Here is a 24,133-nt window from a genome sequence, read left to right as displayed (position 1 = left end):
ACACGTCCAGGAACCTCTGACGGAGACATAGTGGTCACCACTTCACCCCGAGCAACAGCCCCAGCGACGACACAGTCCGGGCCCACGACACGGCTGCGCCTCCACGACGGCCGCGCGTTCCTGGACGTCCTTGTCGGGGACCGCCCGATCATCCAGGGGATCGCCGCGGGGATTCGCGTCGACGGGCACGACCTAGGCAGCGAGGTCAGCCTGATCCGCTCGCAGGAGTCGGCCCAGCGGGGCTCCTGGAACGCCGTGGGCGGTAAGGCCACCGGCCCTCACTCGTACGAACACCGGCACATCGTGCACCGCTTCCGGCACGTCTCGGGGATCGAATGGCAGCTGCACGTTCGGGAGGCCCGTGACGGTATCGCGCTGCGCTATGCCATAGACGGCCTGCAGGGCCATGCCCGGTTCCAGGCAGACCTGACGGACGTTCCCTTGGACACGTTCGACCGGGCTTGGGTACTCGACTACCAGACCTGGTACGAGACACCCCGGTACGCCATCGATCTGCCCGCCGACGTCGAGACCGGCTTGCCCGTACTCCTGCGAGCCGCTGGCGAGGACTTGACGCACCCATATGTCCTGGTCAGTGAGTCCGGAATCGACGGCCGGTTCAGCGGGGCGCACCTACGCATCGCCGCCGGCGTAGCGCGCGTACAACTGGCCGACGAGGACCTCGAGGTCACCCGCGGACCGGTGACACCCTGGCGCGTCCTCGTGATCGGCGGTCTCGCCGATGTCGTGGAGACCCGCCTCATCGATGAGCTCGCGCCCGACGCTGCACCGCTGCTCGAAGACGTGTCATGGGTGCGTCCGGGCCGGGCCGCGTGGTCGTGGTGGTCCGACTTCTACTCTGGCGCCCAGCTCGAGCACCAGCGACGGTTCGTCGATGCCGCGGCCGAACTCGGCTGGGAGCACCTGCTGATCGACTGCGGCTGGGACCCGGTGTGGGTGCCCGACATCGTCGAGTACGCCAGTCGCCGCGGCATCCAGGTGCACCTATGGACCGTCTGGCACGACCTCGACGGGCCGGAGAACCTGCGCAAGCTCGCGCTGTGGCGTTCCTGGGGCGTGGCCGGTATCAAGGTCGACTTCATGGAGTCCGAGGCCAAGGACCGCTACCGCTGGTACGACACGATCCTCGCCGAGACCGCGCGCCTCGGGCTCATGGTCAACTTCCACGGCTCGGTCATCCCGCGTGGCTGGGCCCGCACCTGGCCGCAGGTGATCGGGTACGAGGCCGTTCGCGGGGCGGAGTACTACGTCTTCTACCAGGGCAGCCCTCTGACCGCGGCCCACAACGTCCTCCAGCCGTTCACGCGGAACGTCGTCGGCGCCATGGACTACACCCCCGTGGCGTTCGGCGCGCCAGGCAGGGAAACGAGCGACGCCCACGAACTGGCCCTCGCCGTGGTCTACGAATGCGGGATCACTCACTTCGCCGACGACGTGGACGCCTACCGATCCCGCCCCGAGGCGGCACGCCTGCTTGCCGAGCTGCCGCCCACGTGGGACGAAACCAGATTGCTCTGCGGCGATCCCGACGCCGAGGCGGTCATCGCCCGCCGACGTGGTGACCGCTGGTACATCGGCGCCATCGCCACAGGCGACGCCCGCGCCCTCACCGTGCCGCTGACGCGGCTCGGCGACGCGCCCTGGCAGGCATGGATCCTGACCGACGCCCCCGAGGGCGGCCTGACCTCAGACACGAGGGACGGCGTCGGGAACGAACTCGACGTCGTCGTCGCGAACAACGGCGGTTTCGCGGCAATCCTCGCCCCAGCCGGGGCGACACCGTTCCGCACGAGGCCGAGGCCGTTACGTGAGCCGCTCGTGGTCGAGCCCGCCGTGCAGACGCTCTCCTCGGACGGTTCCGCCGAGCTACGTACCGCCCCTGACGCTAGCCTGCGCCTGGAACCGGGCTGGACGGCCGAACGCATCGAGCCGGGTCTGTGGCGCGTGCGCTCACCTCGCGCGGTACGCGCCGGCCAGGTCGGGGTCGTCACGGTCGAGGGCCCGGACTCGGACGTGCCGGTTGTCACCCACGCCCGGCTCGTCGCCCCGCTGACGCCCGGGGAGCATGCGCTCTCGTCGCTGGGGATCGTCGCGTTCGAGAACGAGAGCGGTCCGGTCGAACGCGATACGAGCAACGGCGGCGGGAACCCGGGCGACGGTGCCCGGATGCGTATTGCCGGGAAGGAGCACGACACCGGCCTGGGCGTGTCCACTCCGTCCCGCGTCGTCATCCACCTCGATGGTGGAGCCTCCCGGCTCCTGGCCGAGGTAGGGATCGACGACGAAACGCCCGGCACGCGCGCTGTGGCTCGCGTGCTCGGTGACGGCGCCGAGCTCGCCACCGTCGACCTGCACGCGGGATCCGACCCGACCTCGATCGACGTCGACGTGGTCGGCGTCGATGTGCTCGAACTCGTCACCGAGCCGGGAGGAGGCACCCCGGCGCACGTCGATTGGGCCTCGGGCAGGGTCGTCGCCGCCTCCCAGCACACAGGAACTCCCGGTCGGAGTTGACCGGAAAGGAAAGGAAAGAACCGTGCGCACCAAGAAAGTCCTGGCCACCGCGGCCCTGATCGCCACCGGCGCGCTCCTGACGGGCTGCTCCGGCGGCCCGACAGGAGACGACGGTGAGGTCACCATCACCTACGGCGTCTGGGCAGGAACCCAGACCCCGGCGATGGAGGCGATCGCCGCGGCGTTCGAGGAGGAGAACCCCGGCATCAACGTCGAGGTCCAGGAGCAGCCGTGGCCGCAGTACTGGTCGACGCTGCAGACCGGCGCCCAGGGCGGCACCGCCCCGGACGCGTTCTGGATGCTCGCCCAGCAGATCCGCCCCTATGCCGCCGGCGGGCAACTGCTCGACATCACGGACGCCGTCGAGTCCGAAGGGGTCGACCTGGCCAACTATCCGCAGGCCGTCCTCGATCTGTACGACCAGGGCGACGGCGCGATCTACGGATTGCCGAAGGACTTCGACACCAACGGAGTCTGGTTCAACAAGGAGCTCTTCGACGCCGCGGGCGTGGACTACCCGTCGCCGGACTGGACGTGGGACGACTTCCGCGAGACCGCGCGAGCACTCACGACGGATGACGTGTGGGGTATCGCGGCACCGATCGACCCACAGGGCGGCTACTACAACACGATCTACCAAGCCGGCGGCCAGGTCATCTCCGATGACGGCACGACCGCCACGATCGACTCACCGGAAGCGGTCGAGGGCATCAAGTTCTGGACCGACCTGCAGGCCGACGGCTCCTCCCCGACCCTGCAGCAGCTATCCGACACGGAAGCCGTGACGATGTTCGAGCAGGGCAAGGTCGCGATGTACATGTCGGGTTCGTTCTGGGCACTGCAGTTCTACAACAACGAGGAGTTCCGACCGAAGGTCGATGTGGCGCCCCTGCCGACCGGGCCAGCCGGTCAAGCGAACATCACCAGCGGGATCGCCAATGTCGGCTTCGCCGGGACCGATCACCCCGAAGAGGTCACGAAGTTCCTCTTGTTCGCCAGCGGGGAGCGCGCCGCGCAGATCCAGGCCGAGACCGGAGCTGTCCTTCCGGCGTTCGAAGGCACCCAGCAGGGCTGGATCGACGCGATGCCCGAGTTCGAGAATCTGCAGGTCTTCATCGACGCCGTGGACTACGCCGTGCCTCTGCCCGTACAGGGCAACGCGGCACAGTGGCAGGGCCTGCAGACCGAGTATCTGACGCCTGCCTGGAACGGGGAGACTTCCGCCGAGGAAGCAGCCGAACAGTACGCGGCCGCCATCGACGAGGTCCTCGCCGCGGATCGATGAGCACACAGACCCGAGAGCCGGTGCGGTCGGCGAAACGCCGCCGCACCGGCGTGTCGAACCGCACCGACTGGTGGGCGCTCGTCATGATCGCGCCGGCCACCATCGGGCTCGCGGTCCTGTACCTGTGGCCCTTCGCCTCGACGTTCCTGACCAGCTTCATGAACGTCCCCGCGTTCGGTCCCGGCCAGTTCACCGGCCTCGACAACTACGCCCGCCTGCTGACCGACGGCGACTTCTGGAGGGCGCTGCGCAACTCCGGCCTCTACACGGGACTGGTACTGCTCGGCATTCCGATCGCCATCGTGCTCGCCGCTCTCATCCAGCAGGTCTCCCGCGGGCGTGCGATCTACCGGGTGCTGTTCTTCCTGCCCGTCGTGACCCTGCCGGTCGCGGTGGGAATGGTGTGGCGGTTCATCCTCAACGGCGACTTCGGCCTGTTCAACTGGGCCCTGTCTCTCTTCGGGATCCCCGGGCAGTACTGGGTCGCCGACGACCGGTTCACGATCTACGCCTTCGCGGCGGTCGGGATCTGGATGACCCTCGGGATCAACCTCATCATCCTCGGTGCAGGACTCCAAAGCATCCCCATGGACCTCTACGAAGCTTCGTCCCTGGACGGCGCCGGGCGGATCCGCCAGTTCTTCTCAATCACGCTGCCGCTGCTGAGCCCCACGATCTTCTTCGTGATGATCCTGTCGGTCATCTCCGCACTGCAGATGTTCGACCTCGTCTTCGTCATGCTCGGCAGCATCAACAACACCGCGATCGACGGCTCCAAGACCATCGTCTACCTGTTCTACGAAGCCGGCTTCGTGCAGTTCCGTCAGGGCGATGCCGCCGCAATCGCGATGGTGCTGCTGATCATCATCATGGCCGCCACCGCCGTACAGTTCCGCCTGCAGAAGAAGTGGGTCGTCTATGAGTAGCATCGCCGTCCGGGCCACCGCGCCCGGCCGCCCCGCCCCCAGCCGCCGCGGTGAATGGCGCATCCACGTCATCCTCGTCGTCGCCGCCGCGCTCATGGTCGTGCCGTTCGTGTGGGAGATCCTCGCGTCCTTCAAGACCAACGCCGAGGTCTCCTCGCTGCCCCCGACAATTCTGCCCGAGCAGCCCAGCGTGCGGGGTTATGCCACGTTCTTCGACTCGGTTCCGTTCTGGGCACAGTTCGGGGTTTCGGCCGCGTCGCTGGTGATGCGTGTGGTCGGGCAGGTCCTTGTGGCCGCCCTGGCCGGCTATGCCTTCGCCCGGTTGCGCTTCCCAGGCCGGAACCTGCTGTTCGTCATCTTCCTGCTGATGTTGATGGTGCCCAGTCAGCTGTTCCTGCTCGGCCAGTTCGAGATCATCCGCGACGTCGGCCTGCTCAACACCATCCCGGCGCTGGCCATCCCGGGGATCTTCTCGGCCTTCGGGACGTTTCTCATGCGGCAGGCGTTCATCACCATGCCCAGGGAGTACGAGGAGGCCGCCCGCCTGGACGGCGCGGGCCCCGTCCGCACCTTCTGGAGCGTCATGCTGCCCATGGCCCGGCCCACGGTCGCCGCGCTCGCCGTGCTGACCTCCCTGTACTCGTGGAACGACCTGCTCTGGCCGCTCATCGTCACCCCGACCGGAGACGCCAGGCCGCTACCCGTCGGGCTCGCCTCCATGCAGGGGCAGTTCGGCACCGACTATCCCGCCCTGATGGCCGGCGCCCTGATCTGCACGGTGCCGCTGGTCCTGGTGTTCCTCTTCCTGCAACGGCAGTTCTTCGCCGGTATCGCCAGCAGTGGCCTGAAAGGATGACCATGGCTTCGCCCATCGTCCACCTGCGACGCGACGACACCAGCGTCGTCGTCTCCCTCACCGACAACCGCCTGCCCCGCATCCTGCACTGGGGACGCGACCTCGGCGTGCTCGCGCCCGAGGATCTCGACGCGTTGGAACTGTCCACACGTCCTGCCATCGGCGACAGCCCCGTGACCTACCCGCAGCCCGTTCCAGTCCTCCCACAGCTCGCCGAGGGCTGGCTGGGCACCCCCGGCATCGCCGGATCACGTGCGGGCCGTGCCTGGGCGCCGCAGTTTCTCGTCACCGACAGCGTCCTGCACGACGACGATCCCCGGGGCGCCGCCTCGCTCACGATCGAGGCAGCTGACACCGTGTCCGAACTTTCACTGACCATCGAGCTACGCCTTGAACCCAGCGGGCTCCTGCGGTCCCGGGCCAGGCTGCGCAACCTCGGCGCCGCATACCGGCTGGACCGGCTGGAGCTCGCGCTGCCCGTGCCCGACCGCGCCGATGAACTGCTCGACCTCACCGGCCGGTGGGCGCTCGAACGGGTACCGCAACGCCATGCCTTCCCCCTGGGGCGATGGGAGCGAGAGAGCCGAGGAGGCAAGCCAGGGCTGGATGCCCCCACCGTCCTGCTCGCCGGGGAGCACGGATTCGGTTTCCGCCGTGGCGAGGTGTGGGGAGCGCATCTGGGCTGGAGCGGAAACCAGACACTCGCGGCGGAACGCACTCCGGCCGGATCCCGTCTGTTGCGCGGCGGCGAGTTGCTGCTGCCCGACGAGCTCGTCCTGGGCGCCGGGGAGGACTTCACCACTCCATGGCTGTTCGGTTCGTGGGGTGACGGACTGGACGAGTTGTCCAGCCGCTTCCACCGTTTCCTGCGCTCCAGAGCGTCGCACCCCGCCACGCCACGGCCGGTGCTGGTGAACACGTGGGAGGCGGTCTACTTCGACCACGATCTCGACCGGCTCGTCACCCTCGCCGAGCGCAGCGCCGCACTCGGCGCCGAGCGGTTCGTCGTCGACGACGGCTGGTTCCTCGGCCGCCGCGACGACACCACCTCTCTCGGGGACTGGATCGTCGACCCGGACGTCTGGCCGACCGGTCTCGAACCACTGGCTGACCGGGTCCGCGAGCTCGGCATGGAGTTCGGGCTCTGGTTCGAGCCGGAGATGACCAACCTCGACTCCGAGCTGGCCCGCGAGCACCCCGAGTGGATCTTCGACGCCGGGCACGGGCCCGGCCTGCCCTCCCGGCACCAACACGTCCTGGACCTCGGCCACGAGGACGCCTACACGCTGGTCCGCGACCGCATCTCGCTCCTCGTGAAGCGGCTGGGTATCGCCTACATCAAGTGGGACCACAACCGGTTCCTCACCGACGCCGGCCACAGTCCCGGCGGACACCCCGGTGTGCGGCGCCAGACCCAGCAGGTCTATCGCATGATGGACGAACTCCGCGCCGCACACCCAGGACTGGAGATCGAGTCCTGCGCATCCGGGGGCGGGCGCATCGACCTCGGCGTGATCGAGCACACCGATCGCGTCTGGGACTCGGACTGCAACGACCCGCACGAGCGCATCGACATCCAACGCTGGACGACGCTGCTGCTGCCCCCCGAGCTGCAAGGCACCCATATCGGCGCCGAGGAGTCCCACACCACCCACCGCACCGCGCCGCTCGCCTTCCGCGCTGCGACCGTGCTCTGGGGTCACCTGGGGGTCGAGCTCGAACTCACCGCGATCGACGATGCCACGTTCGAGGCCGTCCGGAACTGGGTCCGCGCCCACCAAGAGCTGCGCCCGCTGCTCCACGCGGGCACCGTCGTGCACGCCGACACCCCACCCGAGACCCGGCTCGATGGCGTCGTCTCGCCCGACCGCACGGCGGCTGTGTACCAGTTCGCCGTCCTGCACCGACCCGCAGCATGGCCACCATCCCGCCTGCACTTGCCCGGGCTCGACCCCGCCCGCCGCTATCGCGTCGAGGAACTGGCCATCACCGACGCGGTGCCCGCCGGCCAGCGACCGCCGTGGCTCGATCGGGGTGGCGTCACTCTGCCCGGCGCTGTGCTGGCCGAGCATGGCCTCGAGGCGCCGTCTCTCGACGTCGACCGCTCCGTGCTGCTGAAGGTCACGACGAGCGACGCCGCTGCATGACCGCGCGTGACGACAACGCGCCGGTCACGCTGTCCCGGCGGTTCGGGGAGCACACCGTGACCGCGGTGATCTCTCCACGCGCGGCGGCCGTGCGGAGTCTGCGTGTCGATGACGTCGACCTCGTCGAGCCCACCACGATGACCACGGAGCCGCCCGGCATGTCGGGCGCCATCCTCGCGCCGTGGCCCAATCGCGTCGAGGACGCGGCCTGGTGGCTGGACGGGCGTGAACATCGCCTGACCGTCACCGAGCCGGCCCTCGGCCACGCCACCCACGGCCTGCTGACGACAACCGACTTCGTGGTCCGGGCACGGCGCCAGGACGCGGTCACGCTTGGTGCCGCGATCTCGCGGCCGGACGGGTATCCGTTCGTGCTCGACGTCTCTGTCTCCTACCGGCTGTGCGACAGCGGCATCGTCACGAGGATCGCCGTGCACAACCAAGGTGCCACGCGCGCCCCCGTCGCGCTCGGCGCCCACCCGTACCTGCGGATCGGCGACGTGCCCACCGCGCGGCTGCGCATGAGCCTCGATGCGGACCACGTCTGGCCGCTCGACGAACGACACCTGCCGGTCGGACGTGTGCCGTGCTCGGTGACGGACGTACTCGTCTCAGAAAGCCCGCGGCATGCCACCTACGAGAGCAGCGCGCCAGGACGAACTCTCGCGCACACGCTCACCGCGCCTGATGGACGGTGTGTAGTCCTCACCGCCGACGGCGCCCACCGTTTCACGCAGCTGTGGATCACCGACGCCCTGGCTGGTGACGACGGCCCGCGAGAGGCGATCGCGATCGAGCCGATGACCGCGCCGCCCAACGCCCTCCGCAGCGGCGTAGGGCTGCATTGGCTCGATGCCGGCGCGCGGTGGACGACGACGTGGAATATCCGTCTTTCGCGCACAGGTCCGGACGCCGATGCCGGGTGCGGCCGTCAGCCGGAGGCGTCCCGCGTACGGTAGTCGCTCGGGCTCGTGCCGTGGTGGCGGCGGAACTGGCGGGAGAAGTAGAACGCGTCCGCGTAGCCGATCTCCCGTCCGATCTCGGTGATCGTGGCGTCCGTCGTGTCGAGCAGCTGGCGTGCTCGGGCCATGCGCAGCGCGGTGTGATGGGCCAGCACTCCCCCTCCGGTGGCCCGGTGGAACATCGCCGTCAGATGTGAAGCGGATACTCCGACGAGCGCAGCCAGCTCGGGGACCTTGATCGAGCCGTCCAGACGATCCTCCAGATACGCCATCGCACGCTGCAACGGGTCGCCCGGCTGGGGCAGCACCTGGTCCACGGCGATCTGCGTGAGGAGCTTCCACGCCGCACCGGCCGCGGCAAGCATCTTCGCCGGCGACGGGACGCGTTCCAGCGCGGTGACGATCTCGTCCAGAAGCGCGACCGCCCGCTCGACCGCGCGGACGGCCACCACCGGTCTGCTGTCGGTCACGCCGGTGCTCTCGATCAGCTCCGCGGCATCCGTACCGCCCAGGTGCGCCCACCAGATCGTCCAGGGATCATCGGCGTCAGCCCCGTACTCGTGGGGGACGGTCGCCGGTACCACCAGTGCCTGGCGCGCCTCGACACGATGCAGCTCTCGCCCGAGCCGTACCCACCCCGCACCGCCTGCGCAGACGATCACGATGTACTCACTGGTGCCGCGCTTTCGACGCATCCGGTGATCCGAAGCATGCGGGTAGTAGCCGGCATCCGTGACGACGAGCCGACGAGTGACCGGTCGCCGCAACGCCTCCGCGACCACTGGTCGCGGCACCACGACGAGCCGCTGCCCGCGGAAACCCTCCTCGATCGGCACCTGTCCATCCTGACCGACGATCGGTGAATCGTCCAGGTAACGAGGCAAGACGGCGTGGTGCGCGGCCCGCTCGGGCGGTTATCTGGGACGCATGGACGATGAAACCGGTGCGCACCTCGCCCAGTACCGCCATCCGGCCCGCTCTCCGATCTCCTACTGGGAGGAGCACCTGCGCCGCCACCCTGGCGACGCACGCTGCAATCTCGCGTTCGGCGCGCCGACAGCGCCGACTTTGCGCCCTGGGACGGCGGGGATCTGCTCCCGTTCCCCCCGAAGGAAAGCCCCACGGGACAGTAGCGACGGCAGGTTCGCCGTGCCTCCCGCACCCGTCGATGGCCTTGAGTACGGCACCGCACAATCAGGGCTCCATGTCGCGTGCAGGTGCGGCCAGACGCCGTGCGGCGAGGATCACCGAGGCGCGGCGGCGAGCGTTCTCCGAGTCGCTCTCCGGACCGGTCATCATGCGTGCGACATGCGGCGAGGCAGACCAGGACCCAGCCACGCAGAGGATCAGGAACATGAGGTGGTCGGCATCGACCTGGCCGGTGACGGCGCCCTCGGCCTGACCACCTGCGACCACCGCCGCCTTCTGCTCGTAGTGCTCGCGCCGCAGGGTTTCACCGGGCACCTCGTCGTCGAAGGTGAGCCCTTCCCAGCGCAGGAGCCGGCTCAGTTCGGGGTGTGCGAGGTGATAGTCGAAGACGCGTCCGGCATAGCCGCCGATGTCCTCGATCGCGAAGGGCTCAGCCGGCACGGCGCTGGCGATCTTCGCCAGCTCGGCACGCAGCACCACGGCGAACAGGTCACGCTTGTCCCCGAAGTAGTTGTAGACGCGCTCCTTGTTCACACCCGCGGATCTTGCGATCCGCTCGATCGTCGTGCCGTCGGGGCCTTTGGCGGCGAACTCGGTCACAGCGGCGTCGAGGATCTTGCGTTTGGTGCCCTCAGTGTCCCAGGCCATCGCTCAGGTCCATGGTGAAATACCGTCTCCTTCTGGTTCTCATGACGCGGCCAAGCGCTCCTCGGAGCGTGCCGTCCTCCTGACCGCCACCGATGCGGCGATTGCGCAGACGATGACGAAGACGAAGAACAGGCTGAACATCGCGGCCGCGTCGACGAGGCCGTTCATGAGGCCCTTGCGGGTGACCATCCATCCGACCAATGGAGCGCCGGCGCCCTGGACGACGTACCCGACGAGGTAGCCGCCAGAAACCACGCTGGCGCGGTGATGCGGCGCCGCGTACCTGCTCAGGATCGTCAGCCCACCGGCGAAGTTGAAGGCGTATGCGGCGCCGGCCGCCATTGAGCCGAGGAAGAAGAGCATCAGCGAGTGAAAGGTTCCGGTGACGACGTAGAGCCACACAGCCGCGATCGACCCGGCCGCCCCCATGAGAACAAGAGCCCATTCGCCCAGACGGCGTGCACAAACCGAGGTCAGGGCAATGAAGATCGCGAAGACCGATAGCAACGTGCCGGTGACCAGCGCGTTGGTGGATCCGGCCAGCTGCTGGGCGATCCTCGCCCCGAGCGGCAGCACGATCGCACCGAGCAGGAACGAAGAGGAGACAGCGACCGCACCGGCGAGAAATATCCCGCGGCTGCCGTGCGGAATGATGATCGCCCGGATCCGCCAGCGCTCGGCCGTCTCACCGCGGGTGTGGGACGGCAGTCCCCAGATCAGGACGAGGCCGACGACGATCGCGACGGCGAGCACGATGAACTGGAGCCGAAGCGGGAACGGCGCATACTCGGTCAGGACTCCGCCGATCAGCATGGCAAGAGCGATACCGACCGAGGAGACACCGGTGGCGACGGCACTGGCTCGCCCCTCGTTCCCCGGAGCGCTGAATTCGACCATCGCCACGTTCGCCGGGCTGAGTGACAGCCCCACGCCCAGTCCCATGAAGGCCCGGCCCACGATCAGCCACCCCACGTCGTTCGCGAGCACGAACTGCAGTACGCCAACGAGTTCGGCGAGCAGACCGAGTGCCATCGAGGAACGCCGCCCGATGTGGTCGGATACATCGCCGAACAGGATCAGGACCGGGACCAGCACGAGCGGGTAGGCGGCAAAGACCCAGGTGATCATCGTGGTCGACAGGCCCCACTCCGACTGGTAGAGCGGATTCGCCATGGTCGGACAGGCACTCGTCCACAGGGCCAGCGCCACGACGACACCGGCCACCCAGAAACTGGTTCGCATACTGAATGTCGGCACAGATCTCCCCTACGCCCGACCGCTGACTTCCATATGGCAACTTAGCTACCTGGGTAGCAATCTGCAAGTCACCGATCTATGCTGGGGCACATGGCACGGACGCTCGGCAAGGAGTCGACATGCTCGATCGCGCGCAGCCTCGAAGCGATCGGTGACACATGGACACTGCTCATCATCCGCGAGTCCCTGCTCACCGGAGCGACGCGATTCCAGGACTTTCGCGACGCTCTTGGCATAGCGCCGAACATCCTGTCCAAGCGGTTGGAGAAGATCGTCGAGGACGGGCTGATGAGGCGGCAGACGTACCAGGAACCGGGCTCGCGGTCCCGCGATGCCTATGTCCTGACCGAAGCCGGACGCGGCCTCACACTGGTGATCGGTGCCCTCAGCGACTGGGGCCGGACGTTCCGCCCACGGCCGGATGGCACGTCACCGGCGTTCTCCGTCGAGGACACCGGCGTACGGGCGCGCCTGGCCTTCGTCACCGCGAGCGGCGAGGAGGTCGCCCCCGCCCAACTGGTCGCGCGTCGTGCACCCGATTGACGGCGGCGGCCGGGCCTGATCATCGTTCGGCACCGGTCGGGCCGGGCTCCCGCGGCGCCCAGGACAGCAGGATCCGGAGCGCGTCGCCCGAGGGCGTGTCGGCAGCCGCTGTGAGTATGACCAGCCGCTGCCCGCTGCCGTCGGGGCTGTCCCAGGTGTCGCAATCCAGCGTGAGGTCGCCGACCACGGGATGCCGAAGGCGCTTGGTCCCGGAGCTGACCGAGCTGACGCGGTGCTCGGCCCACCAGGTGCTGAAGGCGCTGGAGACGACGGACAGTTCTCCGACCAGTCGCGCGAGGTCGGGGTCGTCGGGATCCGTCGCCGCCGCCATGCGCAGTGCGGCGACGGCGTCGCGCGCGTCATGGTCCCAGTCGATGTGCATGGCACGGATCGCGGGGTGGGTGAACAACAGACGGACATAATTGCGTTCGACTGGGGGGATGACGGCAAAGTCGGTATACAGCGCCGTCGCCGCGCGGTTCCAGCCCAAGATGTGCATCCGTTTGCCCAGGACGAGTGCCGGTGCGGTCTCGAGCTGGTCGAGGAGCCGTCGCAGCGGGGGGCGCATGGCCTGTGTCGCCCTCCGGCGGCGGGGCCGGGCGTTCGGCGTGCCTGCGAGTTCGTAGAGGTAGGTCTGCTGGTCCTCGTCGAGCCGCAGTGCCCGGGCCAGCGTGGCCAGCACGGCAACGGAGGCGCGCACGCGCCCCTGTTCCAGCCGCGTGTAGTAGTCGGCACTGATCGAGGCCAGCAGAGCGACTTCTTCGCGTCGAAGCCCGGTGACCCTACGACGGCCGCCGGTTTCAGGGAGCCCGACGTCGTGCAGCTGTAGCTGAGCGCGGCGTGCCTTGAGGTAGGCACCGAGCTCCCGTGATTCCTGTGCGGCGGCCATGGACACCATTCTGCGCACCCGCCACCCGCCCCTGGGAGGGAACGTTCCTTCCCCGGCACAAACGTGCGACTGGTGCGATCGGTTGCCGCGTCCCAGGTTGGACATCGACAACCGAGCACGGGCGAGGACGAGCCGAACTTCCTCACCCACTTGAGCGGATTGGGATACGACATGACCAGGATCGACGTCACGTTCGACAGCGCCGGGATCGACATCGCAGGGCATCTCCACCTTCCGGATCCCGTCACGAGCCGACCATTGCCAGCGCTCGTGGTCGGGCACCCGGGGTCCGGGGTCAAAGAACAGGCGGCGGGGCTGTACGCCGCCAGCCTTGCCGAACGCGGTTTCGTTGCGCTCGCCTTCGACGCCGCCTACCAGGGCGAGAGCGGCGGGACACCACGCGGCCTGGAGGATCCGGGGCAGCGGATCGAGGACCACAAGGCGGCGGTCTCGTTCCTCACGACGCGACCCGAGGTCGATGCCGACCGCATCGGGATGCTTGGGATCTGCGCCTCGGGCGGTTACGTCCTGCCGGCCACCGGAAGTGATCACCGCGTGCGCGCCGTTGCGACGGTCAGCGCGGTCGACATCGGCCGCCAGTTCCGTCTCGGCGCCGATGGTGCCCAGGACCCGGCCGTCTTCCACAGCCTGCTGGACGCTGCCGCGCAGGCCCGTACGGCGTCAGCTCGCGGTGAGGATCCAGGTGCGCTCATGCTGTTCCCGGGGACGATCGAGCGGGCCCGTCAGATAGGTGGCGAGCACGGCGCCGAGGGCTTCGAGTACTACTGCACGCCCCGTGCCCGGCACCCCCGGTCTGCGGCGTTCTTCGACTGGACCAGCATTGACAAGATGGCCACGTTCGACGGGTTCGCCGCAGTCCCGTTGATCGGACAGCGTCCACTCCTCATGGTCGTGGGCACCCGGGCCGTGACGTCCTGGATGAGCGTGGATGCCTTCCAGATGGCGATCGGCCCGAAAGAGTTTCACTGGATCGACGGCGCGAGCCATGTGGACCTCTACGACAAGGTGCAGTACGTCACCCCGGCGGTCGAGAAGATCGCAGCCTTCTTCGCCGATGCGCTGCCTCGCTGAACCCGCGCCACAGGTGAACCACGCTGGGCCGCGCCGGCGCCTGCCGCGGCCCAGCGCTGTCACAGCCGCCGCCCGAACATCTTGGCCACCTCGCGGGCCGTGGGCGCCCCGATGTCGAGGCTCGCCCCTGCTGCCCGCAGGAGGTCCACGATCTCGCTCTCGCCCTTGACGAGGGCTCCGGCGATCGGGGACTGGTCGCGGGCGTTGCAGACGTCGGGGTCTGCCCCGCGTCGCAGGAGCGTTTCAACGGTTTCTGCGTGTCCGTGGTAGGCGGCCAGCATGAGCAGTGAGTTGCCGGAAGAGTCCTGCTGGTCCGCCGAGAGACCGCGATCGAGGAACTGCTCCAGCACGGCGGTTCTTCCTTCGCGGGCCAGATCTGCGACCACCGCCTGGATCCGGGTCTGTTCCTCGGGCGTCAGCGGGGGCGGGGAGACCTGCGGCCCTGTGTGGTCACAGCGCACCGATCGCCTCACAGGCCTGGCGAACGCCCGCTCCGTAGGCCGGGTCGGCCTGGGTGCAGTTGTCGATGTGCTTCTCCACCGTCTGTGGCCGGGCGCCCTTGATCGCACGAGCGGTGTTCTCGAAGAGCCGCTGCTGCTGGTCAGTGGTCATGAGCCGGAAGAGGTCGCCCGGCTGGGTGAAGTAGTCATCGTCGTCCTCCCGGAAGTCGAAGCGGTCGGCGCTCGGCCCGATCGCCTGGGGCGGGTCGGCGTAGGCGGGCTGATCGAACCAGCGGCCGAAGGTGTTGGGCTCGACCCCTGGCACGCCGCCCTGGTTGCCGTCCACACGCATGGCGCCGTCGCGGTGATAGGTGTTGACCACCTTCGCGGCCCGCGGGTAGTTCACCGGGATCTGGTGGTGATTGACCCCGACCCGGTAGCGGGCGGCGTCGCCGTAGGAAAAGAGCCGCCCCTGCAGCATCTTGTCCGGGCTGAACGAGACGCCAGGGATCAGGTTGGCCGGCGTGAACGCAGCCTGCTCGACGTCGGCAAAGTAGTTGTCGGGGTTGCGGTTGAGTTCGAACTCGCCGACCTCGATCAGCGGGTAGTCCTTCTGGCTCCACACCTTCGTCAGGTCGAACGGGTGGAACCGGTAGGTCGCTGCGTCGGCCTCCGGCATGATCTGGACGCACACCGTCCACTTCGGAAAGTCGCCGCGCTCGATGGCCTCGAACAGGTCCCGGCCGTGGGACTCGCGATCCTGCGCGACGACGTTCGCAGCCTCCGCATCGGTCAGGTTCTCGATCCCCTGCTGCGTGCGGAAGTGGAACTTGACCCAGTGACGCTCGCCGGCGGTGTTGATGAGGCTGAAGGTGTGCGACCCGTAGCCGTGCATGTGCCGATACGACTTCGGGATGCCGCGATCGCTCATGGTGATCGTGACCTGATGCAGGGACTCGGGCAGGTTCGTCCAGTAACCCCAGTTGTTCTCCGGGTCGCGCAGGTTGGTCCGGGGGTCACGCTTGACCGCGCGGTTGAGGTCGGGGAACTTCAGCGGGTCGCGGTGGAAGAAGACGGGGGTGTTGTTGCCGACGACGTCCCAGTTGCCCTCCTCGGTGTAGAACCGCAGCGCGAAACCGCGGATGTCGCGCTCCGCGTCAGCCGCACCGCGCTCCCCGGCGACGGTGGAAAAGCGGGCGAACATCTCGCACTCGTTGCCGACCTTGCTGAAGATCGCGGCCTTCGTGTACTGGCTGATGTCTCCCGTGACGCGGAAGGTACCGAATGCGCCCGAGCCCTTCGCGTGCATGCGCCGCTCAGGAATCACCTCACGGGCGAAGTGGGCGAGCTTCTCGATCAGCCAGACGTCCTGAAGCAGCAGCGGGCCGCGCGGCCCGGCACTCATGCTGTTCTGGTTGTCGGCGACGGGCGCTCCGGCGGCCGTGGTCAGCGGCTGGGTGTTGTCCGCGAATGTCATCAGTGCTCCTTGGTAGTAGCGGATTGGATGCGGTTGCCCGGACGCGGGTTCGAGCCCGGAGCCGCAGACGTACAGGTCAGGCAGGTTCCGCGGTAGACGACGTCGACCGCCTCGACGATGAAGCCCGGCGCCGGATGGCCCACGGCGCCCGCGTCGATGTCGATGTCGTAGACGGATCCGCAGATGCGGCAGACGGCGTGGCCGTGGTCCTGGCCGTCGTGGATCTCGTACAGCGCCGCAGCCCCGGCGAGGTCCATCCTGCGTACCAGTCGCACTTCGACCAGGGCCGCGAGGACGTCGTACACGGCCTGATGGGAGATCGTGACGAAGTCCCGCCGCACCACGTCTGCCAAGGACGCCGCATCGGAGTGCGGGTAACGCTCCAGCGCCTTCAGCACCGCGACTCGCTGCCTTGTCGCCCGCAGGGCGTGGCGCCGCAGGTGATCGGCGTGGGAGGTGTCGCTCACGACCACACGCTCCTCTCGTCGCTCGGGCACGTTGGCCATTCCTGTCTGGACCCGTTCCAGTCTTCGTCGTGCTCCCTCGCCCGCCCAGCACAGATCCGGACGTGAAGCCCACACATTCGGCCTTCGCGTAACCCGCGCACGCCTGGATTGCGGTTTGAAAGTGAGCCATCTAGTCTGGCCGTGCCCCTCGGATGCCCGGGCCCATCGGCAGGCAGGCGGCACAGCATGAACAACAGATGGGCGGAGAGGCGAGCGTGATGGACAGCGAGGGCGTGAGTGTCGGGGTCGTCGGTGCCACAGGCCAGGTCGGCAGCTTGATCCGCGCGATCCTGCGGGAGCGATCCTTCCCGATCGCGTCGGTCCGGTTCTTCGCTTCCGAGCGGTCGGCCGGTTCCGTTCTGAACGATGCAGGACGCCCCGTGGTTGTCGAGGACCTGGCCACGGCTGATCCGTCCGGAGTGGATATCGCGCTGTTCTCCGTCGGCGCGGCGGCTGCCCGTCTTCATGCTCCGAGGTTCGCCGAGGCCGGGGCCGTGGTGATCGACAACTCCAGTGCATGGCGTTCGGATCCGCAGGTCCCTCTCGTCGTCAGCGAGGTCAACGGGCATCTGCTGCGCGCGAGGCCGGGCATCGTCGCCAACCCCAACTGCACGACGATGATCGCGATGCCGGGGCTGAAGGCGCTGCACGAGCATGCGGGGCTACGTCGCCTCGTCGTCAGCACCTACCAGGCGGTCTCCGGCATGGGCCGCAGCGGCAGCGACGAGTTGCTCGAGCAGACATCCCGGTTGATGAGCGACGGGCCGCAGCGGCTTGTGCACGATGGTCGCGCCGCGCAGAGGCTGGACCCGCTCGTGTTCGCCGAACCAATCGCGTTCAACGTCGTTCCATTCGCCGGTGGGCTGTTGAGCGACGGCAGTGGGGAGACGACGGAGGAGCGGAAGCTACGCGACGAGACCCGCAAGATCCTGGATCTGCCCGACCTGCCGGTGAGCGCGACCTGCGTGCGCGTGCCGGTTCTGACGGGCCATTCGATGGTGGTCAACGCGGAGTTCGACAAGCCGATCGGTGTCGATGAGGCGGGTGCCCTGCTGGCCCGAACGGCTGGTGCGCAGATGACCACGGTTCCGACGCCGCAGCGGGCGACAGGAGCTGATACGACGCTGGTGGGGCGCCTGCGTCGCGATGACGGAGTGCCCGGCGGGCGTGGCCTGAGCTACGTCGTCAGCGGCGACAACCTGCGCAAGGGTGCGGCGTTGAACGCCGTCCAGCTCGCCGAGCTGGTGCACGCGCGGATGCGCGTTCGCGCCTCTTGATGTCGAAGGAGACACATGCCCGCCTCCCCTGTTTCCCACGAGGTCGTCTTCCTCGTCTTCGATGGCGTCAAGCTGCTTGACGTGTCCGGGCCCGCCGAGGTGCTCGCGGAGGCGAACCGCGCCGGTGCGGACTACCGATTGCGGTTCGTCTCACCAGGCGGCGAAGCGGTCACGACCTCGATCGGCACGAGGCTGGATGTCGCCGGTGCCGCAACGACTGTCGACCGGGTGGACACGCTGATTGTGGCCGGCGGAGATCGCCTGGTCGATCGGCCGATCGAGGCACAACTCCTGGACGCGGCGCGCCAGCTGGCCTTTCTGGCGCGGCGGGTGGCATCGGTGTGCACAGGCGCGTTCGTCCTCGCCCGAACGGGGCTGCTGGACGGCCGACGCGCGACGACCCACTGGCGACACGCGACGTTGCTGGGGCGCGCATTCCCGGCGGTGGAAGTTCTACCAGATGCGATCTACGTCGCCGACGGCGATGTGTTGACTTCGGCCGGCGTCTCAGCAGGTATGGACCTCACTCTCGCGCTCGTCGAGACCGACCACGGACCACGGCTCGCACGCACGATCGCCCGGGAGCTCGTTCTGTATCTCCAGCGTCCGGGCGGCCAGTCGCAGTACTCGGCGCCGTTGCGCGCGCCGATCCCGCAACAGCCGGTGCTCAAGGCTGCGGTCGATGCCATCGTGAACGACCCGGCCGCCGACCACACCGTTGACTCCCTGGCTGCGAGGGCGGGCGTCACGGCCCGACACCTGCGGCGGCAGTTCGCTGCCGAACTCGGCACCTCGCCGTCGCGCTTCGTCGAGCAGATGCGCCTGGAGCGCGCACGGACCCTGCTCGACGAGGGACGCAACGTGTCGGAGACGGCCCGTCTGAGCGGCTTCGGCAGCGCCGAGACCTTTCGACGGGTCTTCACGCGCGAGTACGGGCTGCCACCGAGCCGTCACCAGCGCCAGTTCCGCACGGCGTGGTCCGGCGAGTTCCCCTCTACCGGCGTTCCTGCTCCTTCTGCGGAGTAGTCGCCCAAGCCCGACGGCGACCCGCCTCGACGCATCGCTCTGTTCCATCGAGGCGGGGCCGCCTGACCGGTCGTCCGAGCGGCTGCCCGATCACGAACGACGGGGTGTGATCGTCGCTTCCCTCTCTTGATCGCCTGGCGTCAGCTCTGCCGTGTGACATGCAGGAGCTGGCCGAACCCGAGCCGGGTGACGAACTCCTCCTGCGCCTTGTACATGACGTCGGTGACCTCCTCGACTCCGGCCTGACTGAAGTCGACGACGGTACGGAAGGGCCGCTGCCCCGCCGGCAGGTCGAGCACGCGGACGATCTCCTCGGCGACCGCGCGTGGGTGGGCGTCGACGTCTGCCGGGAAGAGGCTCTCCGTCGCCTCCTCGTTGCGCGCCACCAGAGGATCGAGCTTCGCGTAGCCCGCGGCGCGCTCTGTGTCGGCGGCGTGGCTGGCGTTGGGGAAGTGCTCGGTGCCCTGCGTGAACGGGCCGGGCATGACGATGGTCGTCTCGATGCCGATCTGGCTCACCTCGTACGCGGTCACCTGCGCGAGCGCGTCGGCACCCGTCTTCGAGGCCACGTAGGGCCCGAGGAACGGTGGCATGACGACCGAGGTGGTGCTTCCGACGTACAGGAGCATCCCGGAGCCCCGCTCACGCAGGTGGGGAAGGGCCGCACGGTTGACGCGGTGCACGCCGATCGTGTTGACGTCGAACAGGTGGGCGACGTCCTCCGCGGTGAATGCCTCGACATATCCCACGAAGAGGTGCCCGGCGTTGTGGATGACGGTGTCGAGGCGACCCGCCTGGTTCAGGATGGTCGCGACAGCGGCGTCGGCGGATTCCTGCGAGGTGACGTCGAGTTCGACGACCCGCAGGTCCTGCCCTTCACGCTGCCCGAGCTGGATCAGTTCTTCGGCGCGTTGCGCGTTGCGGCCGGTGATGTCGCGCATGCTCGCGTACACCGTGTGCCCGGCCGTGGCCAGGGCACGGGCGGTCAGGTTTCCGATGCCGGTCGCGGCGCCGGTGATGAGGACGACGCTCTTCGTCGATTCGGCCATGAGTTCGATCCTTTCGTTCGTTGCTGCGGGGTCTCGCGGACAGGCGTCAGGCGATGCCGCCGTTGGGGAAGATCGTCTGGCCGTTGATCCAGCGGGCGGGCCCGGCGAGGTGGGCGACGGTCTCGGCGACGTCCTCTGGGGTTCCCAGGCGTTCGAGGGGAGCAAGCCCGGCAAGCCTGTCGATCGTGGCCTGGTCCTTCCCTTCGAGGAACAGTGCCGTCGCTGTCGGACCGGGAGCGACGGCGTTGACGGTGATGTCCTTGCCACGCAGTTCCCGGGCAAGGACCAGCGTCAGTACCTCGACGGCAGCCTTCGAGGCCGCATAGGGGGCGTAGGTCGGATGCTGCATCCGGGTTTGGCTGGTGGAGAAGTTGATGATGGCACCGCCGGAGCGGACACGCTTGGCGGCCTGCTGGGAAACCACGAAGCTCCCGCGGATGTTCGTGCGGTGCATCCGGTCCAGATCGGCCAGGTCGAGCTCTGCGACGGTTGACAGGATCATGATGCCGGCGGTGTTCACGACGACGTCGACGCCACCGAACGCCTGCTCGACGGCGTCGAAGGCGCTCGCCATGGCGTTCTCGTCGGCGACGTCGCCACCGACCGCGATCGCCTGCCCGCCCGAGGTGGTGACCTTCTCGACGAGGGTCTGGGCCTTCTGCTTGTTGCCGGCGTAGTGCACGGCGACGGCGAAGCCATCGGCCACGAGACGCTCGACGACGCTCTGGCCGATACCGCCGCTGCCACCGGTGACAAGGGCGACACGGGAGCCTGGCGTGTTGGACATGGGTCTTTCTCCTGTTCGGTTGTGCGATCAGTGGGCGTGGGAGTTGAGCATCTCGACGGTCGCGGCGTACCGGTCCTCGACCTCGGAGTAGCGCAAGGGCTTGACGCGGTCGATGACGACCTCGGTGACGTCCGGCTGAGAGGAGAGGATCGCCCAGGTGTCCTCGATGTAGTCCTCCAGCGGGTAGAAGCCCTCCACCTGGGAGCCGCCAGGCATCAGCTCGGTGCGTACAGCCGGAGCGCACAGCTCGACCACCTTGACGCTCGACCGGGCAAGTTGGAGGCGGATGGTCTCGCTGAACAGGTGGATGAAGGCCTTGGAGCCGTTGTAGCTGGGCGTGATGCCCAGGGGCGTGTGCGCCAGCCCCGAAGACACCGTGACGATCGTCGACTCGGACCTGGCCTGAAGGTGCTCGGTGAACGCCGCGATGAGTCGCACGGTGCCCAGGATGTTCGTCTCGACGGTCCGCTGCGCGATCTCCACGAAATCGGGCTTCGTGACGTCCTCGGCGACCATGATGCCGGCCATCGCGACGAGGACGTTGAGCTCTGGGTGGGCTGCCAGGACCTGGTCGCGGGCGGTCTGGATCGAGGCAGGGTCGGTGACGTCGATGGTGACGGTCTCGAAGCCGTGCTCGGCCGCGAGTCGCTCGAGGATCTCCGTCCTGCGGCCGCCGATGATCACCGTGTTCCCGGCCTCCTGAAATCGGCGGGCGAGCGCGAGACCGATGCCCTGGGTCGCGCCGGCGATGAAGACGGTGTTGCCCGAGGTGTGCATGATGGGGCTTCCTTTCGATCGGATGACTTCACTGTCCGCCCCGGTTCGCGTGGGCACGAGAGGACCGGTCGTCGTAGGACTTGGGATCCCTCCCTCTGCTGTCGCTGGCCACGCATGATGAAACACATGGATCGTCAACAACTCGCCGATTTCCTCCGTCGCCGCCGTGAGCATCTCCGCCCGGAGGACGTCGGTGTCTCCGTCGGTGCCCGTCGCAGAGTCTCGGGGCTTCGGCGCGGGGAGGTCGCGGACCTGGCGGGAATGTCCTCGGACTACTACACCCGGCTCGAGCAGGGCCGCGGTCCGCAGCCGTCGGAGCAGATGCTCGGTGCCCTCGCGCGGGCGTTGCGCCTGACCGCCGACGAACGCGACCATCTCTACCGGATCAGCGGGCACAACGCCCCCGGACGCACCCCGCTGGACACGCACGTGGCGCCTCAGCTGCAGCGAGTGCTCGACTGCCTCGACCACACCCCCGCCCTCGTGCTGTCCAGCCTCGCCGAGACCCTCGTGCAGAACCGCCTCGCTGCCACGCTGTTCGGCGACCGCACTCGGTTCACCGGCCTCGCGCGCTCCGGCATCTACCGGTGGTTCACCGACCCCGCGGAGCGCGCCGTCTACCCCACGGACCATCACCCGCGCCAGAGCCGCGCACACGTCGCAAGCCTCCGCCTCGCCTATGGGCTGGCCGGCGCCGACTCGCGTGCCGGGCACCTCGTCCGCGCCCTGCGCAAGGAGAGCGACGAGTTCCGCGATCTGTGGCAGCGGCACGAGGTCGCGACCCGGTTCGACGACCACAAGACGCTGCTGCATCCCGAGGTCGGAGCGATGGATCTCGACTGCCAGGCCTTGCTCACCGAGGACCAGTCCCAGACACTCCTCATCCTCTCCGCCCCTCCCCGCACGGAAGCCGCCGAGAAGCTTGCCCTCCTCCGCATCCTCGGTCACGAGCAGTTCGTCTCGCCGGCCCAGGAGGCATGACGGCAGCATCCCCCGTGACGGCATGTCCGAATCTGTGGGGTGCCGGTCAGTCAAGACACGTACGGGGTCGGCGGTGCTACGTCGAAGGTGGTGTCGACCGTCCACTGGACGGCCCAGTTCGAACACCAATCTCAGACACCTTCCGAGGAAGCCCCATGCCTGAAACGATCGCCGGGATCAGCGTTCCCGACACCGCTCTCGTCCGCGATGCCACCGCCCTGGTCCGCGGCGCCGCCGACGACACGATCTTCAACCACTCACGTCGCGTCTTCCTGTGGGGGATGCTCAAGTCAAAGGCTCGCGGTATCGAGGTGGATCCCGAACTGGCCTACGTCGGCGGGCTCTTCCACGACCTCGGGCTGACCAGCGCCTATCGCACCACCGACCGGCGCTTCGAGCTCGACGGCGCGGAGGCGGCCTATGCGTTCCTCCGCGACCACGGCCGCTCCGAGAAGGAGGCCCGCGACGTCTGGCTCGCGATCGCCTTGCACACCACGCCCGAGGTCCCCATGCACCTCGCCCCCGAAACCGCCGTCGTCACCCTCGGCGTCGAGACCGATGTCCTCGGCCTCGACCTCGACCAGATCACCGAGCAACAGCGCGCAGAGGTCACGACCGCTCACCCACGGCCCGACTTCAAGAACAAGATCATCCGCGCCTTCTACGAAGGCATGTGCGACCGACCTCAGACGACGTTCGGCACCATGAACGACGACGTCCTCGCCCACCTCGACCCCGCTTTTCAGCGCGAGAACTTCGTAGACGTCATCCGGTCCAGCGCCTGGCCGGAGTAGACCGGCCCGCCGCCGTACGACGTCGCCGCGCGGTGCTCGACGCAGTGCGGTATACGGACGGGCAGGTCAGAATTCCTTTCTGACCTGCCCGTCGCGGTCCGTCGGTTACCGCACGGGTGCTCCGGGGCCGAGCGGGATGCCGAGTGTCCACCACGCGAAGAACAGCAGTGTCCAGGCGAGTGTCATGCATACGGCCAGCGGGAGGGTGTACGAGGCGAGGGTGCCGATCCCGGCGTCCTTGCGGTACCGCTGGAGGAAGCCGAGAGCCATGATGAAGTACGGGCTCATCGGCGTGATCGATGTGGACCCGGAGTCGGCGATGCGGAACAGTGCCTGCGTGGTCTCCGCGGGCACCTCGAGCAGCATCAGCATCGGCACGACGACGGGGGCGGCGATCGCCCACATCGCGGAACCGCTGGTGACCAGGATGTTGACCACGGACAGCAGGGCGAGGACGGCCAGGAAGACCACCCAGATCGGTACGCCGCTGGTGCGCAGCGCCTCGGCCGAGTTCACGGCGACGACGTCGCCGATGTGGGTCCAGTCGAAGTACTGCAGGAACTGGGCGATCGCGAAGAAGAGGACCAGCACGGGTGCCATCTGGCGCACGCCCTCGGCCATGAGCTTGGGAACGTCGGAGGCCTTCGAGATCGCTCCGGACCGCCACCCGTAGACGACACCCACGACCGCGAACAGGACGGCGACCACGGCCGCGATCCCGTCCAGGAAG

Annotated in this window: 23 protein-coding genes; 12 read left to right on the top strand and 11 right to left on the bottom strand. The window is 68.2% G+C overall.

Annotated elements, in window-relative coordinates:
- The first annotated feature begins 30 nt into the window (after nucleotides 1-30).
- From IIE03_RS06560 to IIE03_RS06535, 6 genes are read left to right on the top strand one after another with little or no spacing between them, the layout of a single operon-like run.
- Nucleotides 31-2,535, top strand: coding sequence for a glycoside hydrolase family 97 catalytic domain-containing protein (locus IIE03_RS06560; RefSeq protein ID WP_192861947.1), 2,505 nt, complete (start codon nucleotides 31-33; stop codon nucleotides 2,533-2,535).
- 22 nt (nucleotides 2,536-2,557) lie between these two features.
- Nucleotides 2,558-3,820 carry an ABC transporter substrate-binding protein gene (locus IIE03_RS06555; RefSeq protein WP_318842842.1) on the top strand — a complete coding sequence of 421 codons (1,263 nt, stop codon included), beginning with the start codon at nucleotides 2,558-2,560 and terminating at the stop codon, nucleotides 3,818-3,820.
- Nucleotides 3,817-4,746 (top strand): carbohydrate ABC transporter permease, encoded by a 930-nt coding sequence (locus IIE03_RS06550; RefSeq protein ID WP_192861945.1) that lies wholly within the window; start codon nucleotides 3,817-3,819, stop codon nucleotides 4,744-4,746. The genes IIE03_RS06555 and IIE03_RS06550 overlap by 4 nt, the downstream gene beginning before the upstream one ends.
- Nucleotides 4,739-5,602, top strand: a complete 864-nt coding sequence (locus tag IIE03_RS06545) for a carbohydrate ABC transporter permease (protein WP_192861944.1) — start codon at nucleotides 4,739-4,741, stop codon at nucleotides 5,600-5,602. The genes IIE03_RS06550 and IIE03_RS06545 overlap by 8 nt, the downstream gene beginning before the upstream one ends.
- Nucleotides 5,603-5,604: 2 nt before the next feature.
- Nucleotides 5,605-7,749 (top strand): alpha-galactosidase, encoded by a 2,145-nt coding sequence (locus IIE03_RS06540; protein ID WP_318842841.1) that lies wholly within the window; start codon nucleotides 5,605-5,607, stop codon nucleotides 7,747-7,749.
- A complete protein-coding gene (locus IIE03_RS06535; RefSeq protein ID WP_192861942.1) occupies nucleotides 7,746-8,708 on the top strand; it encodes an aldose epimerase family protein in 963 nt (320 codons plus the stop codon). Before IIE03_RS06540 ends, IIE03_RS06535 begins: the two co-directional genes overlap by 4 nt.
- On the opposite strand, the gene IIE03_RS06530 is transcribed toward IIE03_RS06535, so the two are convergent.
- The 3 genes from IIE03_RS06530 to IIE03_RS06520 form a co-directional block, all read right to left on the bottom strand.
- Nucleotides 8,681-9,547, bottom strand: coding sequence for an AraC family transcriptional regulator (locus IIE03_RS06530; protein WP_192861941.1), 867 nt, complete (start codon nucleotides 9,545-9,547; stop codon nucleotides 8,681-8,683). The genes IIE03_RS06535 and IIE03_RS06530 overlap by 28 nt on opposite strands.
- Before the next feature lie 358 nt (nucleotides 9,548-9,905).
- Nucleotides 9,906-10,508: a TetR/AcrR family transcriptional regulator gene (locus IIE03_RS06525; RefSeq protein WP_192861940.1), complete on the bottom strand. Its 603-nt coding sequence runs from the start codon at nucleotides 10,506-10,508 to the stop codon at nucleotides 9,906-9,908.
- A 39-nt stretch (nucleotides 10,509-10,547) separates the two neighbouring features.
- The gene (locus tag IIE03_RS06520; protein WP_192861939.1) at nucleotides 10,548-11,765 is read right to left on the bottom strand and encodes an MFS transporter; all 1,218 of its coding nucleotides are present in this window, start codon (nucleotides 11,763-11,765) and stop codon (nucleotides 10,548-10,550) included.
- A gap of 90 nt (nucleotides 11,766-11,855) precedes the next feature.
- On the opposite strand from IIE03_RS06520, the gene IIE03_RS06515 reads away from it, so the two are divergent.
- Entirely contained in the window at nucleotides 11,856-12,308 is a 453-nt protein-coding gene (locus IIE03_RS06515) for a winged helix-turn-helix transcriptional regulator (RefSeq protein ID WP_192861938.1), read from the top strand.
- A gap of 19 nt (nucleotides 12,309-12,327) precedes the next feature.
- Here the strand turns inward: IIE03_RS06515 and IIE03_RS06510 are convergent, their stop codons facing one another.
- The gene (locus tag IIE03_RS06510; RefSeq protein WP_192861937.1) at nucleotides 12,328-13,197 is read right to left on the bottom strand and encodes a helix-turn-helix domain-containing protein; all 870 of its coding nucleotides are present in this window, start codon (nucleotides 13,195-13,197) and stop codon (nucleotides 12,328-12,330) included.
- Between the two features lie 171 nt (nucleotides 13,198-13,368).
- Here IIE03_RS06510 and IIE03_RS06505 point away from each other — a divergent pair, with 171 nt between their 5' ends.
- Entirely contained in the window at nucleotides 13,369-14,289 is a 921-nt protein-coding gene (locus IIE03_RS06505; protein WP_192861936.1) for an alpha/beta hydrolase, read from the top strand.
- Nucleotides 14,290-14,348: 59 nt separating this feature from the next.
- Here IIE03_RS06505 and IIE03_RS06500 read toward each other — a convergent pair whose 3' ends face one another.
- The 3 genes from IIE03_RS06500 to IIE03_RS06490 are packed head-to-tail and all read right to left on the bottom strand — an operon-like array spanning nucleotide 14,349 to nucleotide 16,673.
- Nucleotides 14,349-14,750 (bottom strand): ankyrin repeat domain-containing protein, encoded by a 402-nt coding sequence (locus IIE03_RS06500; protein ID WP_318842840.1) that lies wholly within the window; start codon nucleotides 14,748-14,750, stop codon nucleotides 14,349-14,351.
- The gene (locus tag IIE03_RS06495) at nucleotides 14,740-16,206 is read right to left on the bottom strand and encodes a catalase (protein ID WP_192861935.1); all 1,467 of its coding nucleotides are present in this window, start codon (nucleotides 16,204-16,206) and stop codon (nucleotides 14,740-14,742) included. The genes IIE03_RS06500 and IIE03_RS06495 overlap by 11 nt, the downstream gene beginning before the upstream one ends.
- On the bottom strand, nucleotides 16,206-16,673 hold the full coding sequence (locus IIE03_RS06490; protein ID WP_318842839.1) for a Fur family transcriptional regulator: 468 nt from the start codon (nucleotides 16,671-16,673) through the stop codon (nucleotides 16,206-16,208). The genes IIE03_RS06495 and IIE03_RS06490 overlap by 1 nt, the downstream gene beginning before the upstream one ends.
- Before the next feature lie 257 nt (nucleotides 16,674-16,930).
- Between IIE03_RS06490 and IIE03_RS06485 the strand changes: the two genes are divergently transcribed.
- Nucleotides 16,931-17,989 carry an aspartate-semialdehyde dehydrogenase gene (locus IIE03_RS06485; protein WP_192861933.1) on the top strand — a complete coding sequence of 353 codons (1,059 nt, stop codon included), beginning with the start codon at nucleotides 16,931-16,933 and terminating at the stop codon, nucleotides 17,987-17,989.
- Between the two features lie 15 nt (nucleotides 17,990-18,004).
- Nucleotides 18,005-19,015, top strand: coding sequence for a GlxA family transcriptional regulator (locus tag IIE03_RS06480; protein WP_192861932.1), 1,011 nt, complete (start codon nucleotides 18,005-18,007; stop codon nucleotides 19,013-19,015).
- 140 nt (nucleotides 19,016-19,155) lie between these two features.
- Here IIE03_RS06480 and IIE03_RS06475 read toward each other — a convergent pair whose 3' ends face one another.
- From IIE03_RS06475 to IIE03_RS06465, 3 genes are read right to left on the bottom strand one after another with little or no spacing between them, the layout of a single operon-like run.
- On the bottom strand, nucleotides 19,156-20,064 hold the full coding sequence (locus IIE03_RS06475; RefSeq protein WP_192861931.1) for an SDR family NAD(P)-dependent oxidoreductase: 909 nt from the start codon (nucleotides 20,062-20,064) through the stop codon (nucleotides 19,156-19,158).
- Between the two features lie 46 nt (nucleotides 20,065-20,110).
- The gene (locus tag IIE03_RS06470; protein WP_192861930.1) at nucleotides 20,111-20,851 is read right to left on the bottom strand and encodes an SDR family oxidoreductase; all 741 of its coding nucleotides are present in this window, start codon (nucleotides 20,849-20,851) and stop codon (nucleotides 20,111-20,113) included.
- 27 nt (nucleotides 20,852-20,878) lie between these two features.
- The gene (locus IIE03_RS06465) at nucleotides 20,879-21,628 is read right to left on the bottom strand and encodes an SDR family oxidoreductase (RefSeq protein ID WP_192861929.1); all 750 of its coding nucleotides are present in this window, start codon (nucleotides 21,626-21,628) and stop codon (nucleotides 20,879-20,881) included.
- A 126-nt stretch (nucleotides 21,629-21,754) separates the two neighbouring features.
- Between IIE03_RS06465 and IIE03_RS06460 the strand changes: the two genes are divergently transcribed.
- Both IIE03_RS06460 and IIE03_RS06455 read left to right on the top strand, forming a co-directional pair.
- A complete protein-coding gene (locus tag IIE03_RS06460) occupies nucleotides 21,755-22,609 on the top strand; it encodes a helix-turn-helix transcriptional regulator (protein ID WP_192861928.1) in 855 nt (284 codons plus the stop codon).
- Between the two features lie 155 nt (nucleotides 22,610-22,764).
- Nucleotides 22,765-23,403 (top strand): HD domain-containing protein, encoded by a 639-nt coding sequence (locus tag IIE03_RS06455; RefSeq protein WP_192861927.1) that lies wholly within the window; start codon nucleotides 22,765-22,767, stop codon nucleotides 23,401-23,403.
- Nucleotides 23,404-23,508: 105 nt separating this feature from the next.
- Here IIE03_RS06455 and IIE03_RS06450 read toward each other — a convergent pair.
- A partial coding sequence (locus IIE03_RS06450) for an AbgT family transporter (RefSeq protein ID WP_192861926.1) occupies nucleotides 23,509-24,133 on the bottom strand: 625 nt, incomplete at its 5' end.

This window comes from Myceligenerans pegani, assembly GCF_014892515.1.
Taxonomy (GTDB): Bacteria; Actinomycetota; Actinomycetes; order Actinomycetales; family Cellulomonadaceae; genus Myceligenerans; species Myceligenerans pegani.
This window is presented reverse-complemented; position numbering and strand designations above follow the sequence as displayed.

Excerpts from the sequence above, each read along its gene's own strand:
- IIE03_RS06550 (WP_192861945.1), top strand. The coding sequence starts at position 3,817 with ATGAGCACACAGACCCGAGAGCCGGTGCGGTCGGCGAAACGCCGCCGC.
- IIE03_RS06545 (WP_192861944.1), top strand. The coding sequence starts at position 4,739 with ATGAGTAGCATCGCCGTCCGGGCCACCGCGCCCGGCCGCCCCGCCCCC.
- IIE03_RS06540 (WP_318842841.1), top strand. The coding sequence starts at position 5,605 with ATGGCTTCGCCCATCGTCCACCTGCGACGCGACGACACCAGCGTCGTC.
- IIE03_RS06535 (WP_192861942.1), top strand. The coding sequence starts at position 7,746 with ATGACCGCGCGTGACGACAACGCGCCGGTCACGCTGTCCCGGCGGTTC.
- IIE03_RS06525 (WP_192861940.1), bottom strand. The coding sequence starts at position 10,508 with ATGGCCTGGGACACTGAGGGCACCAAACGCAAGATCCTCGACGCCGCT.
- IIE03_RS06515 (WP_192861938.1), top strand. The coding sequence starts at position 11,856 with ATGGCACGGACGCTCGGCAAGGAGTCGACATGCTCGATCGCGCGCAGC.
- IIE03_RS06510 (WP_192861937.1), bottom strand. The coding sequence starts at position 13,197 with ATGGCCGCCGCACAGGAATCACGGGAGCTCGGTGCCTACCTCAAGGCA.
- IIE03_RS06505 (WP_192861936.1), top strand. The coding sequence starts at position 13,369 with ATGACCAGGATCGACGTCACGTTCGACAGCGCCGGGATCGACATCGCA.
- IIE03_RS06495 (WP_192861935.1), bottom strand. The coding sequence starts at position 16,206 with ATGACATTCGCGGACAACACCCAGCCGCTGACCACGGCCGCCGGAGCG.
- IIE03_RS06485 (WP_192861933.1), top strand. The coding sequence starts at position 16,931 with ATGGACAGCGAGGGCGTGAGTGTCGGGGTCGTCGGTGCCACAGGCCAG.
- IIE03_RS06480 (WP_192861932.1), top strand. The coding sequence starts at position 18,005 with ATGCCCGCCTCCCCTGTTTCCCACGAGGTCGTCTTCCTCGTCTTCGAT.
- IIE03_RS06475 (WP_192861931.1), bottom strand. The coding sequence starts at position 20,064 with ATGGCCGAATCGACGAAGAGCGTCGTCCTCATCACCGGCGCCGCGACC.
- IIE03_RS06470 (WP_192861930.1), bottom strand. The coding sequence starts at position 20,851 with ATGTCCAACACGCCAGGCTCCCGTGTCGCCCTTGTCACCGGTGGCAGC.
- IIE03_RS06465 (WP_192861929.1), bottom strand. The coding sequence starts at position 21,628 with ATGCACACCTCGGGCAACACCGTCTTCATCGCCGGCGCGACCCAGGGC.
- IIE03_RS06460 (WP_192861928.1), top strand. The coding sequence starts at position 21,755 with ATGGATCGTCAACAACTCGCCGATTTCCTCCGTCGCCGCCGTGAGCAT.
- IIE03_RS06455 (WP_192861927.1), top strand. The coding sequence starts at position 22,765 with ATGCCTGAAACGATCGCCGGGATCAGCGTTCCCGACACCGCTCTCGTC.